Genomic DNA, 23,787 nt, shown 5'->3' with positions numbered 1-23,787 from the left:
GTGGCGCTGACGCTTACCCGGCCTACAAAATCAACAACCGGCATCGGACACGTAGGCCCGTGCAAGCGCAGCGCCGCCGGGCAATCCGGCAACCCGCACGATCTCCCATAAAGTGAACTCCCTCCCACTCTCAGCGTAGCGGTAATGCTATTCTTTTTCGGCTGTTTTTTCGCCACGCCTTTCCGTGGCGTGGTTATTTTTATTCAGTCAAAGAGGAACTTGTATGAAACGTTTGCCATTGCTGGCAGCTTTACCCCTGCTCTGCGCCTCGGTTGCTTCCGCCAGTTCGATGATGTCCGTCGGCTATTTCAACGGTGGCGGCGATGTCACTGCCGGACCGGGCGGGGATATCAATAAACTGGACGTGCGCCAGATAACCCACCTGAATTACTCCTTTGGCCTGATCTATAACGACGAGAAAGACGAAACTAACCCGGCGTTAAAAGATCCAGCCAGGCTGCACCAGATCTGGTTATCTCCTAAGGTGGAAGCCGATCTGGCCCTGCTCCCTGTCCTGCGTAAGCAGAACCCCAACCTTAAGGTGCTGCTCTCCGTCGGCGGCTGGGGCGCTCGTGGATTCTCGGGCGCGGCATCAACCCCGGAGACCCGGGCGGTGTTCATCCGCTCCGCCGACGCTATCGTTGAGAAATACGGACTTGATGGGATCGATCTGGACTGGGAGTATCCGGTCAACGGCGCGTGGGGACTGGTCGCCAGCAAGCCTGAAGATCGGGCTAACTTTACCGCACTGCTGAAAGAGCTGCGTGCCGCGTTCGGCGATAAAAAACTGGTGACCATCGCCGTTGGTGCCAATGCAGAAAGTCCGAAAAGCTGGGTGGACGTGAAAGCGGTGGCCCCGCTGCTCGATTACATCAACCTGATGACCTACGACATGGCGTACGGCACTCAGTACTTCAACGCCAACCTGTATGACTCCAGCGCCTGGCCGACCGTTGCCGCCGCGGATAAATACAGCGTCGATTTTGTGGTGAACAACTATCTGGCCGCCGGGCTGAAACCGCAGCAGATGAACCTGGGCATCGGTTTTTATGGTCGCGTGCCGAAGCGCGCCGTTGAGCCGGGCATCGACTGGAGCAAACCGGATGCGCAGAAAAATCCCGCAACGCAGCCTTACTTCAGCGCACAGCAGATCGAACTGTTCAAATCCCTGGGCTACGATCTGACCAAAGATACCTACGTGAAGTACAACGACATCGTGAAGACTTTTTTAAACGATCCGCAGAAACGCTTTACGGAACAGTGGGACGATGAGGCCAAAGTGCCGTGGTTATCGGTGAAGTCTGATGACGGCAAGCCGCTGTTCGCCCTGTCGTATGAAAACCCACGCTCGGTGGCGATCAAAGCGGACTACATCAAAGAGAAAGGACTGGCAGGCGCCATGTTCTGGGAGTACGGCGCGGATGATAATAACCAGCTGGCGAAGCAGTTAGCTGACTCGCTGGGGATCAAACACTAACGGCATCAAAAAGGCCCGGTGAGAGGATCGCCGGGCCGCAGTCGCCATCAATGCATTTTCAGCGTCGCGATGGATTTCGGCGCAATACCAAAATCTTCTTTCAGCTGCTGTTTGCTCTTCATCACCATCTGACCCTGGGTGTCGATGGTCATGTGCTGCGCGTCGGTGTTATTGCGCGCCTGCCACAGCATCACCAGCTGCAGGCAGTTCTCTTTCTGCTCCGGGGTCAGCGCCACGCCATCGGCCCATTTGCCCAGCTCAACCGCCGTGACCAGACGCTGATAAACTTCCGGCGTCATGCCGTTAATCATCTCTTCAATGTTCATGTTTTATCCTGAGGTGAAGGAATAATTTGCTGAATCGATTTTTCAACCTTTGGTCTGGTCGCCGTTCTGGTCATCGGTGAAGCTTAATGAGGCGGAATTGACGCAAAAACGCTCCCCTGTCGGCTGAGGGCCATCCGGGAAGACGTGACCGAGATGCGCGTCACAGTTTCCACAGCGGATCTCAATGCGCTCCATACCGTGGCTGGTGTCCTTCAGATAATGAATCGCCTCTTCACTGACCGGTTCATAGAAGCTCGGCCAGCCGCAGCCAGAATCGTATTTGCTCTGGGAGTTAAACAGGGCCGCGTCACACACCAGGCAGTGGTAAACACCATCCCGCTTATTATGCAGCAGACGCCCGGTAAACGGGGGTTCCGTACCGTGGTGCTGGGTTACGTAGAACTGCATTTCTGTGAGGTTTTTTTTCAGTTCATCGGAGTTATGTTGATTCGACATAGGCTTACATCTCGCAGTTGAAACAGACTACTTTTACCGTCGATTCTAACAAAACATTAACACTGAAGTATGAACTTTTGTTCTAAACTTACTCGTTGCGCAGAGGTGCTCAGACAAATGTGATCCAGTCCACGTTTTTATGTGGGCAGCCCTTTAAAATTCCGTGCGCAGGCCCCATATGGGTGCAAGCTCCAAGGGAATGTGAGGTAGGTCAATCGAGCAAAGCTAGTGCGAAGGATTGATTTGTCGCAATGATTGACACGATTCCGCTTGACGCTGCGTAAGGTTTTTGTAATTTTACACGCAACCTTTTATTCACTAACAAATAGCTGGTGGAATATATGACTATCAAAGTAGGTATCAACGGTTTTGGCCGTATCGGCCGTATTGTTTTCCGTGCTGCTCAGGAACGTTCTGACATCGAAATCGTTGGTATCAACGATCTGTTAGACGCTGAATACATGGCGTACATGCTGAAGTACGACTCAACTCACGGTCGTTTCAACGGCACCGTTGAAGTGAAAGACGGCCACCTGGTTGTCAACGGCAAAACCATCCGTGTTACTGCTGAAAAAGATCCAGCTAACCTGAAGTGGGGCGAAATCGGTGTTGACGTTGTTGCTGAAGCAACCGGTATCTTCCTGACTGACGAAACTGCGCGTAAGCACATCACCGCTGGCGCGAAAAAAGTTGTTCTGACTGGTCCATCCAAAGACAACACCCCAATGTTCGTTAAAGGCGCTAACTTCGAGAAGTATGCTGGCCAGGACATCGTTTCCAACGCATCCTGCACCACCAACTGCCTGGCGCCACTGGCTAAAGTTATCAACGACAACTTCGGTATCGTTGAAGGCCTGATGACCACCGTTCACGCTACCACCGCAACTCAGAAAACCGTTGATGGCCCGTCTCACAAAGACTGGCGCGGCGGCCGCGGCGCAGCTCAGAACATCATCCCTTCTTCTACCGGTGCTGCTAAAGCAGTAGGCGTAGTTCTGCCAGAACTGAACGGCAAACTGACTGGTATGGCGTTCCGCGTTCCTACTCCAAACGTATCTGTTGTTGACCTGACCGTTCGTCTGGAAAAAGCAGCAAGCTACGAAGAAATCAAGAAAGCAATCAAAGCGGCTTCTGAAGGCGCAATGAAAGGCGTTCTGGGTTACACCGAAGACGACGTTGTTTCTACCGATTTCAACGGCGAAATCTGCACTTCCGTGTTCGATGCTAAAGCAGGTATCGCACTGAACGACAACTTCGTGAAACTGGTTTCCTGGTACGACAACGAAACCGGCTACTCTAACAAAGTTCTGGACCTGATCGCTCACATCTCCAAATAAGTGAGATGAGAAACTGATCCAAAAAGGCGACCTCGGTCGCCTTTTTTTATGGCATTAAAGACAGAGGATTGCGTAATGATTAAAACAATTTTTGCACTTCCGGTAGTCGAACAACTTACCCCTGTGCTTTCCCGCCGTCAGATTGACGATGTTGAAGTGATTGTGGTCGAACATCCGCAGGTTCAGGCTTCCGTTGCCCTGCAGGGCGCGCACCTGCTCTCCTGGCAGCCGGAGGGCGAAGTGGAAGCCCTGTGGCTGAGCGATATCACCTCGTTCAAAAAAGGCGCCGCTATTCGCGGTGGCGTGCCGATCTGCTGGCCGTGGTTTGGCCCGGCCGCTCAGCAGGGGCTGCCGTCACACGGTTTTGCCCGCAACCTGCCGTGGACGCTGAAAGCGCACAACGAAGATGAATCCGGCGTGGTGTTGACCTTTGAACTGCAAAGCGATGACGAGACGCGCAAACTCTGGCCGCACGACTTCACCCTGTACGCGCGCTTTAAGCTGGGTAAAACCTGTGAGATCGAACTGGAAGCGCACGGTGAATTTGAAACCACCTCTGCCCTGCACACCTACTTCAACGTCGGCGACATCGCTGCCGTCACCGTGAACGGCCTTGGCGATACCTTTATCGACAAGGTGGATAATGCGAAAGAGGGCCGACTGACCGACGGCGCGCAGACCTTCCCGGATCGTACCGACCGCGTCTATCTGAACCCGGAAGCCTGTAGCGTTATCGAAGATACCGCCCTGAACCGCGCGATTGAAGTTATCCATCACCATCACAGCAACGTGGTTGGCTGGAACCCTGGTCCGGCGCTCTCCGTCAGCATGGGTGATGTTCCGGATGACGGGTATAAAACCTTCGTCTGCGTGGAAACCGCCTGCGTCAGCGAACCGCAAAAAGCGACGGAAGATAAACCTACCCGTCTGGGACAAACCATTCACATCGTGAAGCGTTAATCCCTGCTCTTGCCCTCTCATGCTGAGAGGGCATTTCGTTGTCACACCACGTCCAACGGCGTTTTCTGCTGCGGTGCCGGGAAGGCCGCATCCAGCTGCTGCAAGGCTTCTGCTGAGAGTGAAATCTCCAGCGCCCCCGCATTCTCCTCCACGTGCGCTATCGATGACGCTTTCGGGATGGCAATCACCCCGCGGTGACGAATAACCCACGCCAGCAGAACCTGCGCCGCCGTGGCGTTGTACTCTCGGGCAATCGCATTGACCACCGGGTGATTCATCAGCCCGGTGCGCAGCCGCCCGGCCTGCGCCAGCGGGCAGTAGGCCATCACCGGCATATTTTGCTGCTGACACCAGGGCAGCAGGTCATATTCGATCCCGCGTGAGGCCAGATGGTACAGCACCTGATTGGTGGCGCACGCCTGGCCGCCCGGCGTCTGCCAGAGTTCATGCATATCCGCATAGTCAAGATTAGAGACGCCCCAGCGGCTAATTTTGCCCTGCTGTTGCAGCGTCTCCATCAGCCTTACGGTCTCTTCCAGAGGGTAATTTCCGCGCCAGTGCAGCAGATAAAGGTCAATACGATCGGTTCCCAGACGGCGCAGGCTGGCTTCGCAGGCGGCGATGCCTTTTTGTCCCCCGGCATTCCACGGGTACACTTTGGAGACCAGAAAAACCTTATCGCGCTGGCCTTTGATCGCCTCCCCCACCACCTCTTCCGCGCCGCCCTCGGCATACATCTCGGCGGTGTCAATTAGCGTTAGTCCCCGCTCAATACCTGCCCGCAGGGCATCGCTCTCCTGACGGCGTTGATTTGCCTTTTCACCCATATACCATGTGCCCTGGCCGATGGCCGGCAGCACTCTGTTGTCGCCAAAGGTGAGGGTTTTTTCGCTCATAATATGCTCCTGTTTGTCTGCACCACCCTAAAACAAACGGGGCCCGAAGGCCCCGTTATGATGCACAGATTGCACAGTGAAAATGCACAATCAGAAACTGTAGGTTACACCCACCGACATCAGCCCGGTCCAGGACTTGTCGACCATTGGGCTGTCTTTCACCTCATCGCTAAGACGGGCATAGCGGCCGGTGCCGTAGACGTTCCAGTCAGTCGCGAACTTGTAGCTGGCGGTCAGCTCCAGGTACGGCTTCCAGCTGTCGTCTGCATCATAGCTGTGCAGCCCGCTGCGACGTGCTTCGTCACGGGACACGCCATAATAGTAGTCGTTGTAGTTGTCGCTGTTGTACTCCACGCCGATGCCCGGCGTCAGCGTCAGACCGCCGTTGGTGTAGCGGTATAGCCAGGCCAGATCCCAGATATAACCGTTGCTGTTGTCGAGCGTGTCGCCCGCCAGCGCGGTACGCAGGAAACCGTACTCGGTGTTATGTACCCAGGAAATCCCGGCCATCATGGTGCTCTTACGCTTGTCGAGCTGACGCAGCTGACGGTTGTCGCTGTCGCCAGGTTTGAAGTGCGTCGGGTCGTAATAGGCCATGATGGAAAGTTTGTCGGTCTGGTCGTTCCACAGATAGTAGCCGCCGCCCAGTCCGCGGAACCAGAAGTTATCCCCTTCATAAGTGATAACCGGAACCGGGTAGAAATCGCGATCGTACTGTTTGTAAGGGCTATTGATTACGCCGACACCAGCACCAACAGACCACTGATTCTCCGCATATGCTGTACTCACTGAGGTGGCAACGATAATCCCCAGTGCCAGAAGTTTGAGTTTGGTCACAATCCATTCTTTCCTGTAGTCAAATAATCAGCGGGTGAAGTGTAACCGTCATTCCCCCTTTTGCTCAAAATTTTTTGTCTGCTAATCAATTCGATTAACCGATTATTGTGCGTGCGGCAGATGACGAAACGCTGTCACCAGGATTACCGTTCAGTGAAGGAAGTGTGTTTGGCGTTAAAGATTTGGCTGAATTTCTGGATGAGTTATTGATATGTCATTGAAATTGGTTTTGGCATACATGCAAGTTTTGCAAATGCCATCTACGCTTAATTTTAAGAAGCTGAATACCCGATCACCCCGCAGTTTCGGCCGCCCGACCTGGCACACGGGTTGCTGCTCTGGCAGTGAGGTGCAACGGATCCTGCTTCCGGGAGCCTCTACTATTCATATGAACGGCTCTTTTCCTGTGCTAAAAAACGAAAGGACGGCATGCCATGAATATATTCGATCACTATCGCCAGCGCTATGAAGCTGCCAAGGACGAAGAGTTCACACTGCAGGAGTTTCTTACCATCTGCCGGCAAGATCGCAGTGCTTATGCCAATGCGGCGGAACGACTATTGATGGCTATCGGTGAGCCAAATATGGTTGATACCGCCCAGGAGCCACGGCTTTCCCGTCTGTTTTCGAATCGGGTCGTCGCCCGATATCCTGCGTTTGAAGAATTTTACGGCATGGAAGATGCCATCGAGCAGATTGTTTCCTATCTGAAGCATGCTGCTCAGGGTCTGGAAGAGAAGAAACAGATCCTCTATCTGCTGGGTCCCGTCGGCGGCGGTAAATCGTCCCTGGCCGAGCGGCTGAAATCGTTGATGCAGCGCGTACCGATTTACGTACTTAGCGCCAACGGCGAACGCAGCCCGGTTAACGACCATCCGCTGTGCCTGTTTAACCCGCAGGAAGATGCGCAGATTCTGGATAAAGAGTACGGCATTCCCCGCCGCTATCTCGGCACGATCATGTCGCCGTGGGCTGCGAAACGCCTGAACGAATTTGGCGGGGATATCACCAAATTCCGCGTGGTGAAGGTGTGGCCATCCATTCTGGAGCAGATTGCGATTGCCAAAACCGAACCGGGTGATGAGAACAACCAGGACATCTCGGCGCTGGTGGGTAAAGTGGACATCCGTAAACTGGAAAACCACGCCCAGAACGATCCTGACGCCTACGGCTATTCCGGTGCGCTGTGCCGCGCCAACCAGGGGATTATGGAGTTCGTCGAGATGTTCAAAGCGCCTATCAAGGTGCTCCATCCGCTGCTGACGGCAACCCAGGAAGGGAACTACAACGGGACGGAAGGTATCTCCGCCCTGCCGTTTAACGGCATTATCCTGGCGCACTCCAACGAATCGGAATGGGTCACCTTCCGCAATAACAAAAACAACGAGGCCTTCCTTGACCGTGTTTACATCGTCAAAGTGCCTTACTGCCTGCGGATCTCCGAAGAGATCAAGATTTACGAAAAACTGCTGAACCACAGTGAACTGGTTCATGCGCCGTGCGCCCCGGGAACCCTGGAAACGCTGTCGCGCTTCTCGATCCTGTCGCGCCTGAAAGAGCCAGAAAACTCCAGCATCTACTCGAAGATGCGCGTGTACGACGGTGAAAGCCTGAAAGATACCGACCCGAAAGCAAAATCCTACCAGGAGTATCGCGACTACGCCGGTGTCGATGAGGGGATGAACGGTCTCTCCACGCGCTTCGCGTTCAAAATCCTCTCCCGCGTGTTCAACTTTGACCACGCCGAAGTGGCCGCCAACCCGGTGCATCTGTTCTACGTGCTGGAGCAGCAGATTGAGCGTGAACAGTTCCCGCAAGAGCAGGCTGAACGTTATCTGGAGTTCCTGAAAGGTTATCTGATCCCGAAATACGCCGAGTTTATCGGCAAAGAGATCCAGACCGCCTATCTTGAATCTTACTCTGAGTACGGGCAGAACATTTTTGACCGCTATGTCACCTACGCCGATTTCTGGATCCAGGATCAGGAGTACCGCGACCCGGATACCGGCCAGCTGTTTGACCGCGAGTCACTGAATGCGGAGCTGGAAAAAATCGAGAAGCCTGCCGGGATCAGTAACCCGAAAGACTTCCGTAATGAGATCGTCAACTTCGTGCTGCGCGCCAGAGCGAACTTCAGCGGACGCAATCCGAACTGGACCAGCTACGAAAAACTGCGCACCGTTATTGAGAAGAAAATGTTCTCCAATACCGAAGAGCTGTTGCCGGTCATTTCGTTTAATGCCAAAACCTCTACCGACGAGCAGAAAAAGCACGACGATTTTGTGGATCGCATGATGGAGAAAGGCTACACCCGCAAACAGGTTCGCCTGCTCTGCGAATGGTACCTGCGCGTGCGTAAATCGTCTTAACACTAAGCCCGGTGGCGCTGCCGCTTACCGGGCCTACAACTATGTTCCGCAGGCCGGATAGCGTTAACGCCATCCGGCACTTGCGGACAATGCAAGTTGGCAAATGCAGTACGGGGGGCATATGACCTGGTTTATTGACCGGCGTCTTAACGGCAAAAACAAGAGCACGGTGAACCGCCAGCGCTTCTTGCGTCGTTATAAAGCGCAAATCAAACAGTCGATCTCCGAGGCCATTAACAAGCGTTCGGTGACCGACGTAGACAGCGGGGAGTCCGTCTCTATCCCGACGGACGACATTAGCGAACCGATGTTCCATCAGGGACGCGGCGGTTTGCGCCATCGCGTTCATCCGGGTAATGACCATTTTGTCCAGAACGACCGTATCGAGCGTCCTCAGGGCGGCGGCGGTGGCGGCGGGAGTGGTCAGGGCCAGGCCAGCCAGGACGGTGAAGGACAGGACGAATTTGTCTTCCAGATCTCGAAAGATGAGTACCTGGATCTGCTGTTCGAAGATCTGGCTCTGCCAAATCTGAAGAAGAACCAGCATCGTCAGTTGAACGAATATAAAACGCACCGGGCCGGTTTCACCGCTAACGGCGTTCCGGCCAACATCAGCGTGGTGCGTTCGCTACAGAACTCTCTGGCGCGCCGTACCGCCATGACGGCGGGCAAAAAGCGTGAACTGCGCGAGCTGGAAGCCACCCTGGATAGCGTGGCAAACAGCGAACCCGCGCAGCTGCTGGAAGAGGAGCGTTTACGCAAAGAGATTGCCGAACTGCGCGCCAAAATCGAGCGCGTGCCCTTTATCGACACCTTTGACCTGCGTTACAAGAACTATGAAAAACGTGCCGAGCCTTCAAGCCAGGCGGTGATGTTCTGCCTGATGGACGTCTCGGGCTCGATGGATCAGGCCACCAAGGACATGGCGAAGCGCTTTTATATTCTGCTCTATCTGTTCCTGAGCCGAACCTATAAGAACGTGGAGGTAGTCTATATTCGCCACCACACTCAGGCCAAAGAGGTGGATGAACACGAGTTCTTCTACTCGCAGGAGACCGGCGGGACGATTGTTTCCAGCGCCCTGAAGCTGATGGATGAAGTGGTGAAAGAGCGTTACGACCCGGCGCAGTGGAACATCTATGCCGCGCAGGCGTCGGATGGTGATAACTGGGCAGACGATTCGCCGCTGTGTCATGAAATTCTGGCGAAAAAACTGCTGCCCGTGGTGCGTTACTACAGCTATATCGAGATCACCCGCCGCGCCCACCAGACGCTATGGCGTGAGTATGAACATCTGCAAACCACGTTTGATAACTTCGCGATGCAGCACATTCGCGACCAGGAAGATATCTATCCGGTATTCAGAGAGCTTTTCCACAAGCAATCTGCCACCAGCAACAGTTAACGCCACCGCCGGTCACTGACCGGCGGTTTTACGTTGGCTGTCACGCCTCAGAACGTCACGTTCATCTTCGCCCACACCGTGCGGCCCGGCTCATTCACCGGGGTGTCCGAGGAGTAACCAAAGCTACTGTTCCCCGCCAGGTTCAGGTGTTCGCTGTAGTTCTTGTCCAGCAGGTTATCGACGCCGGTACTGAGCTTCAGGTACTTATTCACCTTGTACGCCGCATTAGCGGAGAGGATCGCGAACCCGGCGCTCTGATCGAAATCTTTCCCGACCACGTTACCTTCGTTCATCGCCACCCGATGCTGCGGGCTGACCATACGGAGCAGCCCGGTTGAGCTCAGATCGCCCTTCTCCCACGTCAGTCCAAGACGCGCCTCCAGCGGCGGCATCTGCGGCAGCGGCTGGTGATCGTCGGTGTTCTGGCCCCAGGAGTAGTTCAGGGTCGCGTCGGTTTTCCATTGATCGCTCAGCTGATACGACGCGCCCATCTCACCGCCCATAATGGTGGCATCGACGTTGTCGGCCTGGCTGACGTGGGAGTCGTCCGGATCGTAGATGAACAGGATGTAGTCATTGATGCGCCCGACATAGGCGGAAACCCATCCGGTGGTGCGCTCGCCTTTGTACTGGGCTCCGATATCAAGCTGGGTGGTTTGCTCTGGCTTCAGATTATCAAACACGTCCGAGGTGCCGTCCGGACCATAGGTGGGCGAGAACAGCTCCCAGTAATCCGGGAAGCGTTCGGTATACCCCAGCCCGGCGTAAACCATCGCCGGCATAGTGCCCAGATTGTGCTCCACGCGCAGGAAGCCCGCCGGGAGCGTATCTTCCCGGCTGTCGCTGCCGATGCCGGTGTAGTTATCCACTTCGACTTTATCCAGACGCGCGCCGCCGATCACTTTACTCAGATTGGTCGCATTCCACGTCAGCTCGCTGAAGGCGCCGTAGTCGTGAAAACGCGCGTCCTCCTGCCAGCCTGTATTCTCGTCATCTTCATTGCTGCGGTGGGTGTTGGTTTGCATATCCAGCCCGCTCTGTAGCTGGAAATCTGACCACAGCCAGGTGCCCATCATTCTGCCGCCGACGGTGCGGCGATCGACCTGTTTCTCCATCGGCATCGACATATTCATCGACCCCATTGGCATCCCGTTCATGGAACCGGAGTCCGGAGAACGCATGGAATAGTTGTCCATGATGTGGTTGGCATAGTTGTAGTAGACGCTCATATCCAGCGAATCGAAGACCTCGCCGATATTCTCTTTCTTAAAGCGCAGGCCCAGGCTTTCGCGTTTGAACTGAGAGCCGTCCATACCGCGCCCGGCATAGCTGGCATCGCCGTTACCCTGCCCGGCGGTCAGTTCCAGCAGCGTATCGGCGTCCGGCGTCCAGCCAACCGCCAGATCGGTGTTCCACTTGTCCCACTTCGATGCCACGCGATCGCCGTTGCCGTCTTTGTAGTCGCCCGATTTCGATTTATTGCCGTTGAGGCGAACATAGCCGGTGTCGTTACCGAAGCTGACGTCGGCGTTCTCGTCGAAGCGATCGTTAGAGGCGGCGAGGAAGCTGGCGTCACCCTTGATGCCTGCGCTGTCAAAGCGCGGCGGTTCGCGATCAAAACGTACCGTCCCGGCAGAGTTACCTGGCCCCCAGAGCACCGTTTCCGGCCCTTTGGTGACCGTCAGCAGATCGTAACTTTCAGGGGAAATGTACGAGCTGGGGGCATCCATTCGTGCCGGGCAGGCACCGAGCATCTCGCTGTCGTTAGTCAGCAGGCGCAGGCGGGAGCCAAACATGCCGCGAAATACCGGATCGCCATTGCTGCCGCCGTTACGGATCTGACTAAAGCCGGGGATGGTTTTGAGGTAGTCCGAGCCGTCGCTGGCCGGGACCGGCTGGCGCGGCGTTTTTGGCGATGTCACCACTTCCAGAGGAGATAGCACCGGTGCCGTCACGGTGATCACATCCTGATCGTCTACCGGCGCCGTGCGGCTATTCTCTGCCGCCAGGCTGGTGCCGGAGATAGCGATCAGCAGCCCCACGGCCAGCGGATGGGGGGTAAATTTTACTTTTTTCATTTCTGTGCCTGAGCTAAGGATGGCGTGGTGTACCGCTGCAAACCGAATCCTTTCGCTACCGAAAGCGCTTAACGAGCAGGCACATAAACTGGAGTAAAATTTTGCCGAAGGGTAAGCGCCATAACAACGCCGGGTGAAGAGAATAAGAGGTACAGAAAAGAGTTGAAAAAATTAATACTGCCAGTTCAGGCAGACCGACCGCACAAATAAGCAAGCCAGTTAATTAATAACTGGCCTGTTCGTTAATCGCAATACTTCTGGGTTTGCAGATCCCTGTTAATTAAATGGGTGCAATTACGCCCGCTTTTTTTGCCGGTATATAACGCAATATCTGCTCGCTCAAGTACTTCCCTGAGCGTCTCCTCCTGATGAATACGCGTTAAGCCGCCGGTAAAAGTAATGCGAATAATATGCTCTCCAGCGATAGTTTCCAGACGAAAAATATCACGACGAAGCCGTTCGGCGATGGTAACCGCTTCCCGGTCGTTGGTGGCATGCAGAACAACAATAAACTCTTCGCCACCGTAGCGATACATTGACTCAGAGCGGCGAATATTATTGCTGACATTCATCGCCAGCGAACGCAGAACAATATCCCCGTTAAGATGACCGTAATTATCATTCACTTTTTTAAAGTGATCGATATCCAGTAATAGCAGGTATAGCCCCTCGGCACCCAGCTCTTTATTCATGCTGCAGAACGACTCATCAAGAATGCGTCGCAGCGGCAGACCGGTCAGGGCATCGTAGCTGGTACGCAGCTGCAGCAAATGTACTTTATAAGTGGTCAGGGCATCGGTAAAAGCCAGCAACGATTGTTCGAAAAGATCGAAATCTTCACTTTTTTGCCGCCGATGCTCAATGGCGGTAATCAGACTCCGACAGGTTTGATGCACGCATATATGCTTTTTGTTAATATCCAGTAAAAAGTTTGTGTCTTCCCGCTCCTCCAGTAAGCGAGTATTTAACCAGTGTCCAAACTCGCAATGCAGGTGGGCATCGTCATTGCATATTTCGGGTATATCGACATCACCGCTATCAATAAAGCGCAATAACTTTACCAACCACTTAAAGTGCGCATCCGTTGACTGGTTCAGCCCGCGAACGGTTTCATCAATCTCTTTGAATTTCCGGTTCATTGGACCTCGCAATTAACAAATTAATAACGAAAAAGATCATATCAAATTAAATCTCAATATTTGTAAGGGCATTTAAAGATTATATAGCCCGCTACTAATAAAGATACGAAATGAATGTTTCCAAATATCTGTAAATAACCTTCTGTAGTAGAAAGGGCTTATCGTCAACGAAACGGGTTCCCGCCGCGCTGCCCGGCCCCTTTCAGGCAATCGCCCAAATCAATACTTTTTTTTCCCATAACCCTTTTTACAGGCGTGCGAGGGCGTAAAGTAAGCAGGCTTACTTTTTTATTTTTGGCAAGGAATACAACATGTTTGACCCTACCCTGCTCATTCTTCTGGCTCTGGCCGCGCTGGGCTTCGTCAGCCATAACACCACGGTGGCGATCTCGATTCTGGTGCTGATCATTGTCCGGGTGACGCCGCTTAACACCTTTTTCCCGTGGATTGAAAAACAGGGGCTGACCATCGGGATTATCATCCTCACCATCGGCGTGATGGCACCCATTGCCAGCGGTACCTTACCGGCCTCGACGCTGATCCACGCCTTTATGAACTGGAAATCGCTTATCGCCATTGCCGTAGGGGTATTTGTCTCCTGGCTCGGCGGGCGCGGCGTCACGCTGATGAGCTCCCAGCCTACGCTGGTGGCCGGACTGCTGGTAGGTACGGTACTGGGCGTGGCGCTGTTTCGCGGCGTCCCGGTCGGGCCGCTTATTGCCGCCGGACTGGTGTCGCTGTTTATCGGAAAGTCGTAGCGAGGCTGGCGATATACCGGGCCGGGGTCTGGCCCAGCCCCTTTTTGAACATGGTGATAAACGCCGTGGTGGAGTCATAACCCAGATGATGCGCCACCTGCTGCACCGACTGCCCGCTAATCAGCCCCTGCAGGGCGACAATCAGCTGAAGCTGATGCCGCCAGCGGCGAAAACTGAGCCCGGTTTCGCTGACCACCAGCCGGGCGAGGTTGCGCTCGCTCATCGCAAAATGGCGCGCCCACTGGTGCAGCGTCTGCCATTCGGCAGGGGATTGCGCCATGGTGTCGCTCATCAGGCGAATTTTGGGGTGCGTGGATACCGGGAGCTGCAGCTGCTCCTGGGGCTGGCGGGGCAGTTCATCAAACAGCACCTCCACCAGCCGCCGGGTCGCCGGCTCCTGCACGTCCGGGCTGCGCTCGGCCAGGGTGAGGATCAGCTCCCGCACCAGGGGGGAAATTTTTAGCGTGCAGCAGCGATCCGGCAGCGACACGGCGTCGGGTTCGATAAATAAAAAGCAGAGTCGGGCGCTGGGTGTCGCCTTGTTACTGTGCGGTAGCTGGCCGGGGATCCAGACGGCAAACTGCGGCGGCACCATCCACATGGCATTTTCCACTTCGCAGGTGATTGCGCCGTGCAGGGCCAGAATGAGCTGTCCTTTGCGGTGCTGGTGGCGCGGGATGCGCTGCTCGTCTGCCACCACGCGCACATGAAACGCCACCGCCGGGTCGTGCTGGCTGTCGGGATCGTATCCCTCAAGGCCGAGGCCAATCATAATCTTGTCCGATATTAGCGATAATCTGTCATTTTAGCCTGATTTCAGCCAGCGTGAAAATGCGTATCCTGTAGGCTCATTTCGACGTAAGAGATACTCATGACCCTTGCCCTTTCTGCCACCGGTAAACAGCGAGCGCTGTTGATCGCCGGAATTTTGCTGATTGCCACCTCGCTGCGGGTGACCTTTACCGGGGCCGCGCCGCTGCTTGACGCTATTCGCGCCGATTACGCCCTGACCACCGCCCAGACCGGGCTGCTCACCACCCTGCCCCTGCTGGCCTTTGCCCTGATCTCCCCGCTGGCGGCCGGGCTCGCCCGGCGTATCGGGATGGAGCGCAGCCTGTTCATCGCCCTGTTGCTGATTATTGCCGGGATTGCCCTGCGTTCGTTGCCCTCTGCAGCGCTGCTGTTTGGCGGCACCGCCGTCATTGGCTGCGGCATTGCGCTGGGCAACGTGCTGCTGCCAGGGCTTATCAAGCGCGATTTTCCCGGCCAGGTGGCAAAACTGACCGGGGCGTACTCTCTGACCATGGGGGCCGCCGCCGCGTTGGGCTCGGCGCTGGTGGTGCCCGTCGCCCTGAGCGGCGCGGGCTGGCACGGGGCGCTGTTGATGCTGATGGCGTTTCCTTTGCTGGCGCTGTTGCTGTGGCTGCCGCAGTGGCGTCAGCGCCCCGCCGGCTCCCTGAGCGGCGCCCGCGCGCTGCAAAACCGGGGGATCTGGCGCTCTGCGCTCGCCTGGCAGGTGACGCTGTTTCTGGGGATCAACTCGCTGATTTACTATGTGATTATCGGCTGGCTTCCGGCGATCCTGCAGAGTCATGGCTACAGCGAAACCGAGGCGGGCTCCCTGCACGGGCTGTTACAGCTGGCGACCGCCGCGCCGGGAATTGTGGTGCCGTTGATCCTGCTTCGCCTGAAGGATCAGCGCGGTGTCGCCGGGCTGGCGGCAATGATGTGCGCGGTGAGCGCGGCCGGGCTGTGGTTTATGCCGGATATGGCGGTGATGTGGACGCTAATATTTGGCTTTGGCTCCGGTGCCACCATGATCCTCGGCCTGACCTTTATCGGCCTGCGTGCCAGCTCGGCTCATCAGGCGGCGGCGCTTTCCGGGATGGCGCAGTCGGTCGGTTATCTGCTTGCCGCCTGTGGTCCACCGTTAATGGGTAAAATCCATGATGCCAACGGCGACTGGCGGATCCCACTGCTTGCCTGCGCGCTGGTGTCAGTCATCATGGCGGTGTGCGGTATGCTTGCCGGGCGTGACCGGGAGATCACACCGGGCTAAGTTGTCTTCAGTAATTCTGCGCCGCGCGAAGCAGAGCCCGCACCAGCGGCGCAGGACGCCCGGCAAGGGCGGCGCGCTCGTGCTGGAACAGCGTCGCCACGAAGAACGGATGCGTTACCAGCTCAACGGCGCGGATCTCGCCCTGCGCGTCCCAGCCGGTGACGCGCATATCGCCTTTATCCAGCGCCTGCGCGAACTCAGGCGATACGCCGTAGTTGCAGTGATAGCCCTCCTCGATCTCTTCCTGACCATAGGCTTTAGCGATCAGGGTGTTGGCGCGCAGTTCGATGGTATCGGCGACCTCCACCAGCGAGCAGGTCAGCGGGGCAATCACCATCCGGCCTTCGGTATCGGTTTCCGCGTGGGCGGCATCTTCCCAGCCCAGCACGTTACGCGCATATTCTATGAGCGCATGCTGGAATCCACCGCAGGTGCCCAGAAACGGCACGCTGTTTTCACGGGCATAGCGCGCGGCAATGAACGCGGCTTCGGTGTTTTTATACGGACTTGCAGGAACCAGCCAGAGTGCGTCGTAGCCGACCAGGTCTTCCGGGCTGGTTAATTCGGTTGTCGCCAGCCAGTCGTAGTCGGCGGTAATGTCCAGCACCGCAGCGGCATCGTCAATGGCCAGAGGGATCGCCTGGTGAGCCAGCACGTCATGATTGTAGTCGCCGACCAGTGCAATTCGGAGGGTATCTTTTACCGGAGAGAGTTCCATAGAGTGATCCTTATGCCAGATAAATATCAGATAACATAAGGCGCGTCAGACTACCGATCTTTCGTTGTTATCACAACACCTTAAATTGAGGGGCAAGAGAATGATTCATTGCAAACGTCTTTATGACGAGGCCAGCCAGGGGGATGGTTACCGGATCCTGGTGGATCGGCTCTGGCCGCGGGGTATGAAAAAAGAGACGCTGGCGTGTGATGAGTGGTGTAAGACGCTGGCACCGTCAAATGAACTGCGCAAGGCATTTCACAGCGAGACGATCGACTTTGCCAGCTTCAGCGAAGCCTATCGTCAGGAGCTGGCATTACATGAGGATGAGGGACGGCGCATTGCCCGCCTGGCGGACAAGCAGACCGTGACGCTGCTCTACGGCGCAAAAGATCCGCAGCAGAATCACGCGCGGGTGTTAGCCGCCTGGCTGCGCGAGCTGTAAGTCAGTCCAGCATCAGGGCGTCGAGGGTTTCCGGCGCCTCTTCAGGCGTGAGCGGCATCAGGTATTCCGGGCGCACAAACGCAAAGCCGTGTTGATTATCCACCGACCAGACATCCCCGGTCACCAGCCACAGGGGGCGCTGTGCAGATGGCGGCAGCTCTGTCATCACGCCGTTGACCGGATTTAAAAACCGCTCTCCCGGATGGCAAAGGCTGAACAGCTCAACGGATTTGCCAATATTGCGACGCCCTGCTGGCGTGCGGGCACCAATAATCATCGCCAGGCTGCCCGGATTTAACTGAAACATGCTTCCTCGTGTCTGAATATTGTATATAAGAATTTTCTTAGTGCGGATTTTATCTCAGCCAAAAGGCTCTGTCACCAGGGTGAACAGGTGAATTTTTCTCCATGATTTCTTCATTATGCCGACATGTTTCATCGCTATAGTGAGGTCGTTCTCGCCTTGACCAGAGAACATCATTCCGTAATCAAGATGTTACTTTCCCCGGCCCTGCGCCGGGGCTTTTTTCCCTGCCAGAATTTGTCGTTCCTCGCCTGAATATATGAAATGTTTTCAATTCATGTTTTACTATCCGCCGTCGAATCTTTCAGCAAAACAGTCAGGTACAGAGGTCATCTGTAGGGGAGTTGAGCAGCGTCATGTCGGATATTATTCTTGCCCGTGTTTCAGAAACGCTCAGCACTGAGCAATCACTTGAAAGCCTGGTGCGTCAGCTGCTCGAAATGCTGGAGGTGGTGACGGATATGGAGTCCACCTACCTCACCAAAATTGATATCAACGCCCGTCTGCAGCACATTCTCTACGCCAGAAACAGCAAGCAGATGCACATTCCGGAAGGGCTAAGCGTTCCCTGGGACGAGACGCTGTGTAAACGGGCGATCGATTCCGACTGCTTCTACAGCGATAGCGTTCCCGAACGTTTTGCCGACTGCGACGCCGCAAAAGCGCTGGGTATCACTACCTACATGAGCATCCCCATTCATCTGACCGATGGTTCGCTCTACGGCACCCTGTGCGCCACCAGCACCCGCAAACAGGAGTTGAGCGAACGCGGTGAGCATGTCTTAAAGCTCTTCGCCGGACTCATCGCCCAGTACATTGAGAAAGAGTCGCTGGTGAATCAGCTGCGTGAAGCGAACGCCGCCCTGATTGCGTACTCCTATACCGATGCCCTTACCGGGCTGCCTAACCGCCGCGCCATCTTTGACAATCTCACCACCCTCTTTTCGCTGGCGCGTCATCTGAACCGTAACGCCATCATCGCGTACATCGATCTGGATGATTTTAAGCTCATCAACGATCGCTTTGGTCACGAGGCGGGCGACCGCTTTCTGGTTGAGGTGGGTAAACGGCTGAACGACGGACGCGACGACGATGATATCGTCGGCAGGCTGGGCGGGGATGAATTCCTGGTGGCCTGTCTGAGTCAGGATCGTGAGACCGGGGAGCAGATCCCGTTAACGGTAATGAAAACGCAGCTGAGCGCGCAGATTGCCGGTGAATACTGGCTCGGGGATGTGCATATCGTTTATCCGGGCGCAAGTATTGGCGTGATTGAGGTGGATCCGGCCCAACTGGATGCCGACAGCGCCCTGCGGGCAGCCGATGCGGCCATGTACAGCGATAAAAAAGGGAAAATGAAAACGCCCTTTCTCAATATCGATTAACCCCGTACACTCAACGGGTTTCGCATTTCAGGACAGGTGATAGCATGCGGCTTGGTATTCTGTTCCCGATCGTAATCTTTATTACGGCGGTGATTTTTTTAACGTGGTTTTTTGTCGGCGGCTACGCTGCGCCCGGGGGATAAATGAGAAAAACGACGATTATTATGCTGATTGTCGCCATTGTGGCCGTTGCCGGTAGCCAGCTAGGCTGGTGGTAAATCGCGTAAAAAGACCGCCCACTTGGCGGTCTTTTTTTTGCAATGTCGGGTTAGCTTCTCACCTTACGGTAAATGAACAGCACAACCAGCGCACCAATTACCGCGACCATAAAGCTGCCGAAGTTGAAGCCATCGACTCTGCCGAAACCGAAGAGGGTACTGATCCAGCCGCCGACCACGGCACCGATGATCCCCAGAATGACTGTAACGATGAATCCACCGCCATCTTTGCCCGGCATGATCCACTTAGCCAGAATACCCGCGATAAGCCCAAAGATAATCCAGGATATGATTCCCATAACTGCTTTCCTCTCTGTATGGTTTTTGTCGTCAAATCAAGTACACAGAAAGCTTAGCACAGGATTCAGAAATGCAAGTTTGTGATTACCATCACGCGAAAAAATTAAGAATTAGTCGGCAAACCTGTGTTCCGCACAAAAATTGGGGTTGCAATCGTTAATGAGAAACATTATCTTTCTCAACACTGAATAGTTGAGCAAAACACTCAGGTATTCAGTACGACATTGCTCACATTGCTTCCAGTATTTCTTGCCCACTTTATGTGGGCTTTTTTTTGTCCTTCATTCTGCCATTTGACGTTCTGGATTTTGCTATTACGCTTATTAACACAATCCCAGAACAGCCTTAATGGTATTGATAACATGAATGTTTCCAGCAGATTCGTGATTTGTATTAACCTTGTTTGTGCCAGTTCGTTGTTACTGATACTCTCTGACAAATTTAACTGGTTTTAATGTGAGCAGACCCGGCATCCCGCCGGGTTTCATCTTTTAATCATCCCCTTCGATGAAGAACCCTGCCCGACGTATCGCCTCTTTGCTGTCCGTGACGCCTGCAGCGTACCCTGCCTCAATATCGCATACCGGGCTTGCGCTGACGTAAGGGAGCTTTACTTCCGTCGCGAGAAGCTGTTTCAGGCGGGTATTTTCCTGACGCAGTGAGAGCAGTTCTGTGGCAAGCTCTGCTGCGGTTATTTTGGAAAGATCGCCTGCAGCGATGCGGCGCAGTTCAGTGTCATCAAGCATCATTCCTCCTCCGTATCCCAAAAAAAAACGGGAGCCTTTCGGCTCCCGTTCTTGTTTAATCCGATACCGGATTACATGTTTTCAATGATTGCGTCACCAAACTCTGAACATTTCAGCAGCTTAGCGCCTTCCATCAGACGTTCGAAATCGTAGGTCACGGTCTTGTTGTTGATCGCGCCTTCCATACCTTTAACAATCAGGTCTGCGGCTTCGAACCATTCCATATGACGGAGCAGTAGCTCCACGAAATCATTGTAAGCCATTGCTTTATAAAATAATTATAAAGAAAAATCAACTTTGAGGGCTTATTTGAGCTGCTTTCTAACTCCTTGTTTTTGCTATAGCGGCCCAAAGTTTTGATAACCACTTTTCACCATTAGGAGTGCTAAACCCGCTCAAAACTATTTATCTATTAAGTCCCAGAAGCGGACAATGCAAAACTAACGGGTGACCAGTGAGGATGTGGGTCACCCGCTATTGTCATCGCAAAAAGAAGTGACGTAATGCACAGTTAGCCATCGTCCTGCGTTTATTGGTAATGCAATGGATTAATTCATGAACTGAAGATTCAATCCAAAGAAAACCTGCCAGCGAGGCATTCCCGGCCCGTGGTCTGCAACCGAGCCCTGGGGCTCTACAAAAAAGTTATAGACGGTTTTACCTTGTTTAATTACCTGCCCTACCCCTAACCCCATCGGGACACTATAGCTGTCGTTCTGGAAGTTGTAGACCCAGATGGGTGCCGCTCGTAAATAGGTCCCCCCACCCAACTGATAAAATAAAAAGGGTTGGAAAGTGCCGAGGTTCACATCACTGCGGTTGTCTTCTCCGGCAAAGCTGTGTTGCCATGAGGCCAGATAGCCATACTGGAATTTCGGCGAACTGGCATTAAAGAGGACGTTAACCAGTCCTGCGGACCATTTTTCTGTTCCAAGTGCATCTTCCGTAGCGGTCGGAGCGGTAATTTGCGGACCAAAACCAAAACTTACAGCCGGATTACCGGTATCAATAAGCCAGGACGCGAATAAATTCAGATCACCCAGGCCTGTTTTATGCGCGCCTGTGGGCGCAACAGGATAGGTGTTAATCGGTAACGAACCACGTAATAGCCATTTACTTTCACCAAGAGAAAATGGCTGCGCATAACGGAACCAGAATTGATTTGCATCTTCATCCGTATCGCTGATATCTCCGATATAATAGTTCTGCATGTTAAATGCGGTCATATTCGCCAGAGGGTTGTTCGCTTGTGCCGCATCCGAGGCATGCTCTTGCGCAGCTAAGGCATAAGATGAAGCAAGGCATAATATTGAAGACAAAATCGAATATGAAACACGCATAGGATTACCTGAAGCAAGCCCCTGCAGCGCTGAAGCCGCAGGGGGAATTATTTATGGTGTTACGATATTGAACCAGAACTCGAACTTATCCATATAGCCCAGCATCGTATCCAGCTTCGCACCGTCACCGGTCACTTTTACCGCGCCGCTCTCCTCAGCCTGTTTCAGGGTGGTCTCCTTGAGGATAATTTTATTCAGCGTATCGCGGTTCAGGGTAATGGTGGCATCGGCATTGGTGGCTTCGGCGTTGGCGGTGTGGTTCAGCACCCCGTTCTCCAGCTCCAGTTTGTATTTGCCGCCGTCGCTGCCAAGGTCGATGTTAAACACCGATTTCGCCGTCCCGGCTTTCTCGCCGTTGATGTGCACCGCCAGATAGTCGAAGAACATCTCCGGCGTCATCGCCCGCACCGTATCCGGGCTGGCGGTGTTCGGGGTCGGGCCTTTCACCACGCCGTTACGCAGCTCCTGCGCGCCGGTGAGGTAGAAGTTACGCCACGGACCCGATTCGGCCTGATAGCCCAGCTGCTCCAGCGCATCCGCTTCAAGATTACGGGCCGCCTGGTTGTTAGGATCGGCAAACACCACCTTGCTCACCACCTGCGCTACCCAGCGGTAGTTACCCTGATCGAAGTCGGTTTTGGCCTTCTGCATAATTGCGTCAGCACCGCCCATGTACTCAACGAATTTCTTCGCGGCCTCTTCCGGCGGCAACTCATCCAGGGTGGCCGGGTTGCCGTCGAACCAGCCGAGATAGAGCACGTAGGTGGCTTTCACGTCGTGGCTCACCGAGCCATAGTAGCCCCGGTTGGCCCAGGTGTGCGCCAGCGAATCCGGCAGCTTAAAGTTGGCGGCGATTTCGTCCCGGGTCAGGCCCTGGTTCGCCATGCGCAGGGTCTGGTCATTGATGTAACGGTACAGGTCGCGCTGGCTCTTCAGCAATTTATTGACGTTTTCATTACCCCAGGTCGGCCAGTGGTGCTGGGCCATCAGTATTTCGGCTTTATCACCCCAGCGCACGATGGCTTCGTTGATGTATTTCGACCACGGCAGCGGCTCGCGGATTTTGGCCCCACGCAGGGAGTAGGTGTTGTGCAGGGTGTGGGTCACATCTTCGGCAGATTCGATGAGTTTTTTCTCTTCGATATACCAGAGCATTTCCGACGGTGCTTCTGAGCCCGGGGCCAGCATAAAGTCATAGGTCAGGCCATCGATGGTCTCTTTCTGCCCGTCTTTTTCGATGATGTTGGTCGGGGCAAGCAGGGTCACGGTCCCGGCGGAGGTGGTGGTACCCAGGCCTGCACCCACCTGGCCCTTGGCATCCGGTTTCAGCAGGTTGCCGTACATATAGCTGGCGCGGCGGCTCATCACGTTCCCGGCCATAATGTTTTCTGCCACGGCCGCTTCCATAAAGCCAGCCGGGGCGTAGATTTTAACCTTACCGGCTTTCACGTCGGCCTCATCCACCACGCCGCGCACGCCGCCGTAGTGGTCAACGTGGCTGTGGGTGTAAATAATCGCCACCACCGGTTTTTTACCGCGGTTTTTATAATAGAGATCCATCCCGACTTTCGCCGTTTCAGCGGAAACGAGCGGGTCGACCACGGTAATACCGGTGGTGCCTTCGATAATGGTCATGTTCGACAGATCGAGGTTTCGAATTTGATACACACCATCGGTGACTTCAAACAGGCCGCTGATATTAATCAATTGAGACTGACGCCAGAGGCTGGGGTTGACGGTATCCGGTGCTTTTTCGCCTTCTTTGATAAATGCATACTGCTGCGGGTTCCAGACAACGTTTCCTTGTTCTCCGTGGATTATTTCAGTGGGAAGAGGAGCAATAAATCCTTTATGAGCATCGGTAAAATCAGTGTTGTCAGAGAATGGAAGTTGATTATAAAGCTGGTCATTAGTTTGTTTTGTTGCCGCTGTTGCATCTTTTGGAGAAACATCAGCATAGGCAGGAAGAATAAGGGTTGAAAGCAGACCGGCAAGAGCCAGCCCTCTCGCTATGGGTTTCAGTTTCATTTCATATCTCTCTATGTCGAGCGGAGCAACAAACAGAAGTATAGTCTTTCCCAAAAGTTACCATTTGTAACCTGCATTTAGAATATAACCCACTGTTTCTACCAGACAAGTAGTACAATAGAAAAAATGTAGGTGGAGAAAAACAAACCTCACTAGTTAATTTTTTCACTGTTTTTAATTAGTTAAATTTGGTAGCTCAATTAATG

25 protein-coding genes and 1 pseudogene are annotated in these 23,787 nt (G+C 54.3%); 12 read left to right on the top strand and 14 right to left on the bottom strand.

The genetic code is table 11. The features are described 5' to 3' along the window. Positions 1-223: 223 nt before the first annotated feature. Complete coding sequence (locus tag FFB58_RS01425) at positions 224-1,477, top strand: glycoside hydrolase family 18 protein (protein ID WP_039029029.1); 1,254 nt, start codon at positions 224-226, stop codon at positions 1,475-1,477. A 47-nt stretch (positions 1,478-1,524) separates the two neighbouring features. Here the strand turns inward: FFB58_RS01425 and FFB58_RS01420 are convergent, their stop codons facing one another. Then, the gene (locus FFB58_RS01420; protein WP_039029028.1) at positions 1,525-1,803 is read right to left on the bottom strand and encodes a YeaC family protein; all 279 of its coding nucleotides are present in this window, start codon (positions 1,801-1,803) and stop codon (positions 1,525-1,527) included. A 42-nt stretch (positions 1,804-1,845) separates the two neighbouring features. Continuing rightward, positions 1,846-2,259: a peptide-methionine (R)-S-oxide reductase MsrB gene (gene msrB, locus FFB58_RS01415; protein WP_039029027.1), complete on the bottom strand. Its 414-nt coding sequence runs from the start codon at positions 2,257-2,259 to the stop codon at positions 1,846-1,848. A gap of 341 nt (positions 2,260-2,600) precedes the next feature. On the opposite strand from msrB, the gene gapA reads away from it, so the two are divergent. Both gapA and FFB58_RS01405 read left to right on the top strand, forming a co-directional pair. Continuing rightward, positions 2,601-3,596, top strand: a complete 996-nt coding sequence (gene gapA, locus FFB58_RS01410) for a glyceraldehyde-3-phosphate dehydrogenase (protein ID WP_039029026.1) — start codon at positions 2,601-2,603, stop codon at positions 3,594-3,596. A gap of 75 nt (positions 3,597-3,671) precedes the next feature. Continuing rightward, complete coding sequence (locus tag FFB58_RS01405) at positions 3,672-4,556, top strand: D-hexose-6-phosphate mutarotase (protein WP_138368755.1); 885 nt, start codon at positions 3,672-3,674, stop codon at positions 4,554-4,556. A 41-nt stretch (positions 4,557-4,597) separates the two neighbouring features. Here FFB58_RS01405 and FFB58_RS01400 read toward each other — a convergent pair whose 3' ends face one another. Together FFB58_RS01400 and FFB58_RS01395 are read right to left on the bottom strand one after the other, a co-directional pair. Beyond that, complete coding sequence (locus tag FFB58_RS01400) at positions 4,598-5,452, bottom strand: aldo/keto reductase (protein ID WP_138368754.1); 855 nt, start codon at positions 5,450-5,452, stop codon at positions 4,598-4,600. Between the two features lie 90 nt (positions 5,453-5,542). After that, on the bottom strand, positions 5,543-6,289 hold the full coding sequence (locus FFB58_RS01395; protein ID WP_039029023.1) for a MipA/OmpV family protein: 747 nt from the start codon (positions 6,287-6,289) through the stop codon (positions 5,543-5,545). Positions 6,290-6,723: 434 nt separating this feature from the next. On the opposite strand from FFB58_RS01395, the gene yeaG reads away from it, so the two are divergent. Together yeaG and FFB58_RS01385 are read left to right on the top strand one after the other, a co-directional pair. Beyond that, positions 6,724-8,658 (top strand): protein kinase YeaG, encoded by a 1,935-nt coding sequence (yeaG, locus tag FFB58_RS01390; RefSeq protein WP_039029022.1) that lies wholly within the window; start codon positions 6,724-6,726, stop codon positions 8,656-8,658. 121 nt (positions 8,659-8,779) lie between these two features. Further along, on the top strand, positions 8,780-10,063 hold the full coding sequence (locus FFB58_RS01385; RefSeq protein ID WP_039029290.1) for a YeaH/YhbH family protein: 1,284 nt from the start codon (positions 8,780-8,782) through the stop codon (positions 10,061-10,063). 47 nt (positions 10,064-10,110) lie between these two features. On the opposite strand, the gene FFB58_RS01380 is transcribed toward FFB58_RS01385, so the two are convergent. Both FFB58_RS01380 and FFB58_RS01375 read right to left on the bottom strand, forming a co-directional pair. Further along, on the bottom strand, positions 10,111-12,141 hold the full coding sequence (locus FFB58_RS01380; RefSeq protein WP_138368753.1) for a TonB-dependent copper receptor: 2,031 nt from the start codon (positions 12,139-12,141) through the stop codon (positions 10,111-10,113). Positions 12,142-12,383: 242 nt separating this feature from the next. Beyond that, positions 12,384-13,280: a diguanylate cyclase gene (locus FFB58_RS01375; RefSeq protein WP_138368752.1), complete on the bottom strand. Its 897-nt coding sequence runs from the start codon at positions 13,278-13,280 to the stop codon at positions 12,384-12,386. A 311-nt stretch (positions 13,281-13,591) separates the two neighbouring features. On the opposite strand from FFB58_RS01375, the gene FFB58_RS01370 reads away from it, so the two are divergent. Then, positions 13,592-14,038, top strand: coding sequence for a DUF441 domain-containing protein (locus FFB58_RS01370; protein ID WP_039029019.1), 447 nt, complete (start codon positions 13,592-13,594; stop codon positions 14,036-14,038). On the opposite strand, the gene FFB58_RS01365 is transcribed toward FFB58_RS01370, so the two are convergent. Then, positions 14,022-14,810 carry a helix-turn-helix transcriptional regulator gene (locus tag FFB58_RS01365; protein WP_138368751.1) on the bottom strand — a complete coding sequence of 263 codons (789 nt, stop codon included), beginning with the start codon at positions 14,808-14,810 and terminating at the stop codon, positions 14,022-14,024. The genes FFB58_RS01370 and FFB58_RS01365 overlap by 17 nt on opposite strands. A gap of 99 nt (positions 14,811-14,909) precedes the next feature. Between FFB58_RS01365 and FFB58_RS01360 the strand changes: the two genes are divergently transcribed. Next, complete coding sequence (locus tag FFB58_RS01360; protein ID WP_138368750.1) at positions 14,910-16,097, top strand: CynX/NimT family MFS transporter; 1,188 nt, start codon at positions 14,910-14,912, stop codon at positions 16,095-16,097. Positions 16,098-16,104: 7 nt separating this feature from the next. Here the strand turns inward: FFB58_RS01360 and FFB58_RS01355 are convergent, their stop codons facing one another. Beyond that, on the bottom strand, positions 16,105-16,815 hold the full coding sequence (locus FFB58_RS01355) for a CTP synthase (RefSeq protein ID WP_138368749.1): 711 nt from the start codon (positions 16,813-16,815) through the stop codon (positions 16,105-16,107). A gap of 100 nt (positions 16,816-16,915) precedes the next feature. On the opposite strand from FFB58_RS01355, the gene FFB58_RS01350 reads away from it, so the two are divergent. After that, positions 16,916-17,260 carry a DUF488 domain-containing protein gene (locus FFB58_RS01350; protein WP_138368748.1) on the top strand — a complete coding sequence of 115 codons (345 nt, stop codon included), beginning with the start codon at positions 16,916-16,918 and terminating at the stop codon, positions 17,258-17,260. Position 17,261: 1 nt separating this feature from the next. Here FFB58_RS01350 and FFB58_RS01345 read toward each other — a convergent pair whose 3' ends face one another. Next, positions 17,262-17,567: a hypothetical protein gene (locus tag FFB58_RS01345; RefSeq protein WP_039029014.1), complete on the bottom strand. Its 306-nt coding sequence runs from the start codon at positions 17,565-17,567 to the stop codon at positions 17,262-17,264. 353 nt (positions 17,568-17,920) lie between these two features. Here FFB58_RS01345 and FFB58_RS01340 point away from each other — a divergent pair, with 353 nt between their 5' ends. Genes FFB58_RS01340 through yoaJ form a run of 3 tightly spaced genes read left to right on the top strand, consistent with a single transcriptional unit; the run spans position 17,921 to position 19,167 of the window. Further along, a complete protein-coding gene (locus FFB58_RS01340) occupies positions 17,921-18,949 on the top strand; it encodes a sensor domain-containing diguanylate cyclase (protein ID WP_138368747.1) in 1,029 nt (342 codons plus the stop codon). 44 nt (positions 18,950-18,993) lie between these two features. Continuing rightward, complete coding sequence (locus FFB58_RS01335; protein ID WP_032617670.1) at positions 18,994-19,092, top strand: YoaK family small membrane protein; 99 nt, start codon at positions 18,994-18,996, stop codon at positions 19,090-19,092. Beyond that, a complete protein-coding gene (gene yoaJ / locus FFB58_RS23125) occupies positions 19,093-19,167 on the top strand; it encodes a protein YoaJ (protein WP_073885218.1) in 75 nt (24 codons plus the stop codon). 50 nt (positions 19,168-19,217) lie between these two features. Here yoaJ and FFB58_RS01325 read toward each other — a convergent pair whose 3' ends face one another. Then, on the bottom strand, positions 19,218-19,466 hold the full coding sequence (locus tag FFB58_RS01325) for a GlsB/YeaQ/YmgE family stress response membrane protein (RefSeq protein WP_032617669.1): 249 nt from the start codon (positions 19,464-19,466) through the stop codon (positions 19,218-19,220). A 261-nt stretch (positions 19,467-19,727) separates the two neighbouring features. Between FFB58_RS01325 and yncL the strand changes: the two genes are divergently transcribed. After that, positions 19,728-19,922, top strand: coding sequence for a stress response membrane protein YncL (gene yncL, locus FFB58_RS23120; RefSeq protein ID WP_353620492.1), 195 nt, complete (start codon positions 19,728-19,730; stop codon positions 19,920-19,922). 36 nt (positions 19,923-19,958) lie between these two features. Here the strand turns inward: yncL and FFB58_RS01315 are convergent, their stop codons facing one another. The 4 genes and pseudogenes from FFB58_RS01315 to FFB58_RS01300 form a co-directional block, all read right to left on the bottom strand. After that, entirely contained in the window at positions 19,959-20,216 is a 258-nt protein-coding gene (locus FFB58_RS01315; protein ID WP_138368745.1) for a hypothetical protein, read from the bottom strand. A gap of 68 nt (positions 20,217-20,284) precedes the next feature. Next, positions 20,285-20,455, bottom strand: a pseudogene (locus FFB58_RS01310) (isocitrate/isopropylmalate family dehydrogenase); the annotation flags it as partial. A 306-nt stretch (positions 20,456-20,761) separates the two neighbouring features. After that, positions 20,762-21,553 (bottom strand): hypothetical protein, encoded by a 792-nt coding sequence (locus FFB58_RS01305; RefSeq protein WP_138368743.1) that lies wholly within the window; start codon positions 21,551-21,553, stop codon positions 20,762-20,764. 51 nt (positions 21,554-21,604) lie between these two features. After that, on the bottom strand, positions 21,605-23,581 hold the full coding sequence (locus tag FFB58_RS01300) for an alkyl sulfatase dimerization domain-containing protein (protein ID WP_138368742.1): 1,977 nt from the start codon (positions 23,579-23,581) through the stop codon (positions 21,605-21,607). Positions 23,582-23,787 lie beyond the last annotated feature (206 nt).

This window comes from Enterobacter sp. MF024, assembly GCF_005843915.1.
Lineage (GTDB): Bacteria > Pseudomonadota > Gammaproteobacteria > Enterobacterales > Enterobacteriaceae > Enterobacter > Enterobacter barmai.
Note: the sequence above shows the minus strand (reverse complement) of the source record. Positions and strands in the feature narration are given on the sequence as shown.

What these genes read in the sequence shown, in the direction of transcription:
- FFB58_RS01425 (WP_039029029.1), top strand. Translation starts at nt 224, where the DNA reads ATGAAACGTTTGCCATTGCTGGCAGCTTTACCCCTGCTCTGCGCCTCG.
- FFB58_RS01420 (WP_039029028.1), bottom strand. Translation starts at nt 1,803, where the DNA reads ATGAACATTGAAGAGATGATTAACGGCATGACGCCGGAAGTTTATCAG.
- msrB (WP_039029027.1), bottom strand. Translation starts at nt 2,259, where the DNA reads ATGTCGAATCAACATAACTCCGATGAACTGAAAAAAAACCTCACAGAA.
- gapA (WP_039029026.1), top strand. Translation starts at nt 2,601, where the DNA reads ATGACTATCAAAGTAGGTATCAACGGTTTTGGCCGTATCGGCCGTATT.
- FFB58_RS01405 (WP_138368755.1), top strand. Translation starts at nt 3,672, where the DNA reads ATGATTAAAACAATTTTTGCACTTCCGGTAGTCGAACAACTTACCCCT.
- FFB58_RS01400 (WP_138368754.1), bottom strand. Translation starts at nt 5,452, where the DNA reads ATGAGCGAAAAAACCCTCACCTTTGGCGACAACAGAGTGCTGCCGGCC.
- yeaG (WP_039029022.1), top strand. Translation starts at nt 6,724, where the DNA reads ATGAATATATTCGATCACTATCGCCAGCGCTATGAAGCTGCCAAGGAC.
- FFB58_RS01385 (WP_039029290.1), top strand. Translation starts at nt 8,780, where the DNA reads ATGACCTGGTTTATTGACCGGCGTCTTAACGGCAAAAACAAGAGCACG.
- FFB58_RS01380 (WP_138368753.1), bottom strand. Translation starts at nt 12,141, where the DNA reads ATGAAAAAAGTAAAATTTACCCCCCATCCGCTGGCCGTGGGGCTGCTG.
- FFB58_RS01375 (WP_138368752.1), bottom strand. Translation starts at nt 13,280, where the DNA reads ATGAACCGGAAATTCAAAGAGATTGATGAAACCGTTCGCGGGCTGAAC.
- FFB58_RS01370 (WP_039029019.1), top strand. Translation starts at nt 13,592, where the DNA reads ATGTTTGACCCTACCCTGCTCATTCTTCTGGCTCTGGCCGCGCTGGGC.
- FFB58_RS01365 (WP_138368751.1), bottom strand. Translation starts at nt 14,810, where the DNA reads ATGATTGGCCTCGGCCTTGAGGGATACGATCCCGACAGCCAGCACGAC.
- FFB58_RS01360 (WP_138368750.1), top strand. Translation starts at nt 14,910, where the DNA reads ATGACCCTTGCCCTTTCTGCCACCGGTAAACAGCGAGCGCTGTTGATC.
- FFB58_RS01355 (WP_138368749.1), bottom strand. Translation starts at nt 16,815, where the DNA reads ATGGAACTCTCTCCGGTAAAAGATACCCTCCGAATTGCACTGGTCGGC.
- FFB58_RS01350 (WP_138368748.1), top strand. Translation starts at nt 16,916, where the DNA reads ATGATTCATTGCAAACGTCTTTATGACGAGGCCAGCCAGGGGGATGGT.
- FFB58_RS01345 (WP_039029014.1), bottom strand. Translation starts at nt 17,567, where the DNA reads ATGTTTCAGTTAAATCCGGGCAGCCTGGCGATGATTATTGGTGCCCGC.
- FFB58_RS01340 (WP_138368747.1), top strand. Translation starts at nt 17,921, where the DNA reads ATGTCGGATATTATTCTTGCCCGTGTTTCAGAAACGCTCAGCACTGAG.
- FFB58_RS01335 (WP_032617670.1), top strand. Translation starts at nt 18,994, where the DNA reads ATGCGGCTTGGTATTCTGTTCCCGATCGTAATCTTTATTACGGCGGTG.
- FFB58_RS01325 (WP_032617669.1), bottom strand. Translation starts at nt 19,466, where the DNA reads ATGGGAATCATATCCTGGATTATCTTTGGGCTTATCGCGGGTATTCTG.
- yncL (WP_353620492.1), top strand. Translation starts at nt 19,728, where the DNA reads ATGTGGGCTTTTTTTTGTCCTTCATTCTGCCATTTGACGTTCTGGATT.
- FFB58_RS01315 (WP_138368745.1), bottom strand. Translation starts at nt 20,216, where the DNA reads ATGATGCTTGATGACACTGAACTGCGCCGCATCGCTGCAGGCGATCTT.
- FFB58_RS01305 (WP_138368743.1), bottom strand. Translation starts at nt 21,553, where the DNA reads ATGCGTGTTTCATATTCGATTTTGTCTTCAATATTATGCCTTGCTTCA.
- FFB58_RS01300 (WP_138368742.1), bottom strand. Translation starts at nt 23,581, where the DNA reads ATGAAACTGAAACCCATAGCGAGAGGGCTGGCTCTTGCCGGTCTGCTT.